At 46.6% G+C, this 6,689-nt stretch carries 3 protein-coding genes and 1 pseudogene; all 4 read left to right on the forward strand.

Features of this window, described 5'->3' with window-relative positions:
- The coding region (rplJ, locus tag KIO97_RS25830) for a 50S ribosomal protein L10 (protein WP_285384338.1) at positions 1–362 on the forward strand (362 nt) is incomplete at its 5' end.
- A 57-nt stretch (positions 363–419) separates the two neighbouring features.
- Positions 420–788 (forward strand): 50S ribosomal protein L7/L12, encoded by a 369-nt coding sequence (gene rplL, locus KIO97_RS25835; protein WP_005451128.1) that lies wholly within the window; start codon positions 420–422, stop codon positions 786–788.
- Positions 789–1,038: 250 nt separating this feature from the next.
- On the forward strand, positions 1,039–5,067 hold the full coding sequence (gene rpoB, locus KIO97_RS25840) for a DNA-directed RNA polymerase subunit beta (RefSeq protein WP_005433641.1): 4,029 nt from the start codon (positions 1,039–1,041) through the stop codon (positions 5,065–5,067).
- Between the two features lie 106 nt (positions 5,068–5,173).
- Positions 5,174–6,689, forward strand: a pseudogene (locus tag KIO97_RS25845) (DNA-directed RNA polymerase subunit beta'); the annotation flags it as partial.

A 6,689-nucleotide genomic window follows, 5' to 3' on the forward strand; every position in this document is an offset into this window, starting at 1 on the left:
CTCGCGAAGCGGGTGTTTACATGAAAGTCGTGCGTAACACTCTAGCACGTCGTGCGGTTCAGGGTACAGACTACGAGTGTCTAACTGACACTTTCACTGGTCCTACTCTAATCGCGTTCTCTAACGAGCACCCTGGTGCTGCAGCGCGTCTTTTCAAAGACTTCGCTAAAGAGAACAAAGATTTCGAGATCAAAGCTGCTGCATTTGAAGGCGCTGTAACTGACGCTGAAGTACTAGCAACACTACCAACTTACGACGAAGCAATCGCACGCCTAATGATGTGCATGAAAGAAGCTTCTGCTGGCAAGCTGGTACGTACTATCGCTGCTATCCGCGATCAAAAAGAAGAAGCAGCGGCTTAAGCCTTGCTTTTTACTGGTTGCAAAATAAACTTATTGTTGACTTAAAAGAGAATTGTTATGTCTATTACTAACGAGCAAATCCTAGACGCAGTTGCAGAAATGTCTGTAATGCAAGTTGTTGAACTAATCGAAGCTATGGAAGAGAAATTCGGTGTAACTGCTGCTGCTGCAGTAGTTGCAGGTGGCGCAGCAGGCGGCGAAGCTGCAGCTGAGCAAACTGAATTTGACGTAATCCTAGAATCTGCTGGCGGTAACAAAGTTGCTGTAATCAAAGCAGTACGTGGCGCAACTGGCCTAGGTCTTAAAGAAGCTAAAGCTCTTGTAGACGGCGCTCCAGCACCTCTTAAAGAAGGTGTTGACAAAGCAGAAGCTGACGCACTTAAAGCTCAGCTAGAAGAAGCTGGTGCAACTGTTGCTGTTAAGTAATTATTGCATAGTTTCTTAGCCTAACGGCTAATTGGCTGGTGGTTTTTTAACCACCGGCCTTTTTGCGCTGTAGGGTATAGGCGAATTTTCCCGCTGTTTAAGCGCCTGTCCCCGAGCAAAAAACATTTCATTCCTACGCAATGAAATGTCACTACAGTAAACAGCTATTTAGTCACTGTCCCTTACCCCCCTTAAGTAACTAGGAGCGGGCGGACAGTTTGGGTCACTTATCAGCGAGCTGAGGAACCCCATGGTTTACTCTTATACCGAGAAAAAGCGCATCCGTAAGGACTTTGGTACTCGTCCACAAGTTTTGGACATTCCATACCTGCTATCGATCCAGCTCGATTCGTTCGACAAATTCATCGAACAGGATCCTGAAGGTCAATACGGTCTTGAAGCTGCTTTCCGTTCTGTATTCCCAATTCAGAGCTACAACGGCAATTCTGAGCTGCAATACGTTAGCTACCGTCTTGGTGAGCCAGTTTTTGACGTTAAAGAATGTCAAATCCGCGGTGTAACTTACTCAAAGCCACTACGCGTAAAACTACGTCTAGTAATCTTTGATAAAGACGCGCCAGCAGGTACTGTAAAAGACATTAAAGAACAAGAAGTCTACATGGGCGAAATTCCGCTTATGACAGACAATGGTACCTTCGTAATTAACGGTACCGAGAGGGTTATCGTATCCCAGCTGCACCGAAGCCCAGGCGTGTTCTTCGACAGCGATAAGGGTAAGACCCACTCTTCAGGTAAAGTTCTATATAACGCACGTGTAATTCCTTACCGTGGCTCATGGCTAGACTTTGAGTTCGATCCTAAGGATAACCTATACGTACGTATCGACCGTCGTCGTAAGCTACCAGCTTCGATCATCCTTCGTGCACTTGGTAAGACGTCAGAAGAAATTCTAGATATCTTCTTCGAGAAAGTGAACTTCGAAGTGAAAGACCAAACTCTACTAATGGAGTTGGTTCCTGATCGTCTACGTGGTGAAACTGCGTCATTCGACATCGAAGCGAACGGTAAAACTTACGTTGAGCAAGGTCGCCGCGTTACAGCTCGTCATATCCGCCAACTAGAAAAAGATGGCGTTGATCACATCGAAGTACCAGTTGAGTACATCGTTGGTAAAGTTGCATCGAAAGATTACATCAACGAAGCAACAGGCGAGATCATTGTTAACGCTAACCAGGAAATTAGCCTGGAAGCACTAGCGAACCTATCTCAGGCTGGCCACAAATCACTAGAAACGTTGTTCACCAACGATCTAGACCACGGTCCATTCATGTCAGAAACACTACGTATCGACAGCACTGTTGATCGTATTTCTGCATTGGTAGAAATCTACCGCATGATGCGCCCTGGCGAGCCACCAACAAAAGAAGCTGCAGAAGCACTATTCGAAAGCCTATTCTTCTCTGAAGAGCGTTACGATCTATCGACTGTTGGTCGTATGAAGTTCAACAGCTCTATCGGCCGTGAAGATGCTCAAGAGCAAGGCACACTTGACGAGCTAGACATCGTTGAAGTGATGAAGAAGCTTATCGCGATCCGTAACGGTAAAGGCGAAGTGGACGATATCGACCACCTTGGCAACCGTCGTATCCGTTCTGTAGGCGAAATGGCTGAGAACCAGTTCCGTGTAGGTCTAGTACGTGTTGAGCGTGCAGTTAAAGAGCGTCTAAGCCTAGGCGATCTTGACGCAATCATGCCTCAAGACCTGATCAACGCGAAACCAATCTCTGCAGCTGTTAAAGAATTCTTTGGTTCTTCACAGCTTTCACAGTTCATGGACCAAAACAACCCGCTATCAGAAGTAACGCACAAGCGTCGTATTTCTGCATTGGGTCCTGGCGGTCTAACTCGTGAACGTGCTGGCTTCGAAGTACGTGACGTACACGTAACTCACTACGGTCGTCTATGTCCTATCGAAACGCCGGAAGGTCCAAACATCGGTCTGATCAACTCTCTATCTGCGTTTGCGCGTTGTAACGAGTACGGTTTCCTAGAGACACCATACCGTCGCGTTGTAGATGGCGTTGTAACAGACGAAGTAGATTACCTATCTGCAATCGAAGAAGGTCAATTCGTTATCGCACAGGCTAACGCTGCGCTAACTGAAGAAGGCGGTTTTGCAGATGAGCTGATCACAGCTCGTCAAAAAGGTGAATCTGGCCTGCACCCTCGTGAGCACGCTCAGTACATGGACGTTGCGACAAACCAGGTTGTATCTATCGCTGCATCGCTTATCCCGTTCCTAGAACACGATGATGCGAACCGTGCATTGATGGGTGCGAACATGCAACGTCAGGCAGTTCCAACACTTAAGGCTGATAAGCCTCTAGTTGGTACTGGTATTGAACGTAACGTAGCAGTTGACTCAGGTGTAACTGCAGTTGCTAAACGTGGTGGTGTAATCCAGTCAGTAGATGCTTCTCGTATCGTTGTTAAAGTGAACGAAGAAGAGCTAGTACCAGGTGAAGCTGGTATCGACATCTACAACCTGACTAAATACACACGTTCTAACCAGAACACATGTATTAACCAGCGCCCATGTGTGATGCCAGGTGAACCTGTATCACGCGGTGACGTTCTTGCTGATGGTCCTTCAACAGACCTTGGTGAACTAGCGCTTGGTCAAAACATGCGTATCGCGTTCATGCCTTGGAACGGTTACAACTTCGAAGACTCGATCCTAGTATCTGAGCGCGTAGTTCAAGAAGACCGCTTCACGACTATCCACATCCAAGAACTTACTTGTGTGGCGCGTGATACTAAGCTTGGTTCTGAAGAGATCACAGCGGATATTCCAAACGTAGGTGAATCTGCTCTGTCTAAACTAGACGAGTCAGGTATCGTTTACATCGGTGCTGAAGTTAAGGGTGGCGACATCCTAGTTGGTAAAGTAACACCTAAAGGTGAAACTCAGCTAACGCCTGAAGAGAAGCTACTACGTGCAATCTTCGGTGAAAAAGCATCTGACGTTAAAGATACTTCACTACGTGTACCTAACTCTGTTTCAGGTACGATTATCGACGTTCAAGTCTTCACTCGCGATGGCGTAGAGAAAGACAAGCGTGCGCTTGAAATCGAGCAAATGCAGCTTAAAGAAGCGAAGAAAGACCTAACTGAAGAATTCCAGATTCTTGAGGGTGGCCTTCTAAACCGTGTTCGCGCTGTATTGATCGATGGCGGTTACTCTGAAGCGAAACTAGACACAACTGATCGTAAGAAGTGGCTAGAACTAACGCTAGAAGATGACGCTCTACAAACTCAGCTAGAGCAACTTGCTGAGCAGTGGGACGAGCTAAAAGCTGACTTCGATAAGAAATTCGAAACTAAGCGTCGTAAGATCACACAAGGTGATGATCTAGCACCTGGCGTACTGAAGATCGTTAAGGTTTACCTAGCGGTTAAACGTCGCATCCAGCCTGGTGATAAGATGGCGGGCCGTCACGGTAACAAGGGTGTAATCTCTAAGATCAACCCTGTTGAAGACATGCCATACGATGAAAAAGGTCAGCCTGTAGACATCGTACTTAACCCACTGGGTGTACCTTCGCGTATGAACATCGGTCAGATCCTAGAAGTACACTTAGGTCTGGCAGCGAAAGGTATCGGTGACAAGATCAACCAGATGGTTAAAGAGCAGCAAGAACTAGCGAAATTCCGCGAGTTCCTACAGAAAGTTTACGATCTAGGCGAAACTCGCCAGAAAGTAGACATTGCTTCTCTATCTGATGACGAAGTTCGTACTCTGATCAAGAACCTACGTGGCGGTCTACCAATCGCGACTCCAGTATTTGACGGTGCACCAGAAGCGTCTATTAAAGCGCTACTGAAACTAGCAGACCTACCAGAATCTGGTCAGCTAAAACTGTTTGATGGTCGCACAGGTGACCAGTTTGAGCGTCCTGTAACTGTAGGTTACATGTACATGCTGAAACTGAACCACCTTGTTGATGACAAGATGCACGCTCGTTCAACTGGTTCGTACAGCCTAGTAACTCAGCAGCCACTTGGTGGTAAAGCTCAGTTCGGTGGTCAGCGTTTCGGTGAGATGGAAGTATGGGCACTAGAAGCATACGGTGCTGCTTACACTCTACAAGAAATGCTAACGGTTAAGTCGGATGACGTTAACGGCCGTACTAAGATGTACAAAAACATCGTAGACGGTAACCACAGCATGGAACCTGGTATGCCAGAATCGTTCAACGTATTGTTGAAAGAGATTCGCTCGCTAGGTATCAACATCGAGCTAGAAGACGAAGAGTAATCTCTTTCTCTCTCGACCAAGGTTGAGAGAGATATAAAGCGATTATTTGGTAGAAGGTGCTCACTTTAGCGGGTGAGCTCCTTTTAACTCCTTACAGGAGCTGATTGTGAAAGACTTATTAAACTTTCTAAAAGCACAGCATAAGACCGAAGAATTTGATGCAATCAAAATCGGTCTATCTTCTCCGGACATGATCCGTTCATGGTCTTTCGGTGAAGTTAAAAAACCTGAAACGATCAACTATCGTACGTTCAAACCTGAACGCGATGGTCTGTTCTGTGCGCGTATCTTTGGTCCAGTTAAAGACTACGAATGTCTTTGTGGTAAGTACAAGCGCCTGAAGCACCGTGGTGTTATCTGTGAGAAGTGTGGTGTAGAAGTTACACAAACTAAAGTTCGTCGTGACCGCATGGGCCACATCGAGCTAGCTTCACCAGTAGCTCACATCTGGTTCCTAAAATCGCTACCGTCTCGTATCGGTCTACTAATGGATATCCCTCTACGTGATATCGAACGTGTTCTTTACTTCGAAATGTACGTAGTAACAGAACCGGGTATGACTGATCTAGAAAAATCTCAGATGCTTACTGAAGAAGAGTATCTAGATCGTCTAGAAGAGTGGGGCGACGAGTTCACTGCTAAGATGGGTGCAGAAGCAATCAAGGACCTACTAGGTTCTATGGATATGCACGCTGAAGCAGAACAAATGCGTGAAGAGCTAGAAACAACTAACTCTGAAACTAAGCGTAAGAAAGTAACTAAGCGTCTGAAACTGGTAGAAGCGTTTATTCAATCTGGCAACAACCCAGAGTGGATGATCCTAACTGTACTTCCAGTTCTTCCGCCAGATCTACGTCCTCTAGTACCACTAGATGGCGGTCGTTTTGCGACTTCAGATCTGAACGACCTATACCGTCGTGTGATCAACCGTAACAACCGTTTGAAGCGTCTTCTAGAGCTAGCTGCTCCGGACATCATCGTACGTAACGAAAAACGTATGCTGCAAGAGTCTGTTGATGCGCTACTAGATAACGGTCGTCGTGGTCGTGCGATCACAGGTTCTAACAAGCGTCCTCTGAAATCTCTTGCTGATATGATCAAGGGTAAACAAGGTCGTTTCCGTCAGAACCTTCTAGGTAAACGTGTAGACTACTCTGGCCGTTCTGTAATCACAGTAGGTCCATACCTTCGTCTACACCAGTGTGGTCTTCCTAAGAAGATGGCACTTGAGCTATTCAAACCATTTATCTACAGCAAGCTAGAGACTCGTGGTCTTGCGACTACAATCAAAGCTGCTAAGAAGATGGTAGAGCGTGAAGAAGCGGTAGTTTGGGATATCCTAGACGAAGTAATCCGCGAACACCCAGTACTATTGAACCGTGCACCTACACTTCACCGTCTAGGTATCCAGGCGTTCGAACCAGTACTAATCGAAGGTAAAGCGATCCAGCTACACCCACTAGTGTGTGCGGCGTACAACGCGGACTTCGATGGTGACCAAATGGCGGTTCACGTACCTCTAACTCTAGAGGCACAGCTTGAAGCTCGTACTCTGATGATGTCGACAAACAACATTCTGTCGCCAGCGTCAGGTGATCCGATCATCGTACCTTCTCAGGACG

It is taken from the genome of Vibrio sp. B181a (assembly GCF_030248375.1).
Lineage (GTDB): Bacteria > Pseudomonadota > Gammaproteobacteria > Enterobacterales > Vibrionaceae > Vibrio > Vibrio campbellii.

Coding starts and splice junctions, on each gene's coding strand:
- rplL (WP_005451128.1), top strand. CDS start 420: ATGTCTATTACTAACGAGCAAATCCTAGACGCAGTTGCAGAAATGTCT.
- rpoB (WP_005433641.1), top strand. CDS start 1,039: ATGGTTTACTCTTATACCGAGAAAAAGCGCATCCGTAAGGACTTTGGT.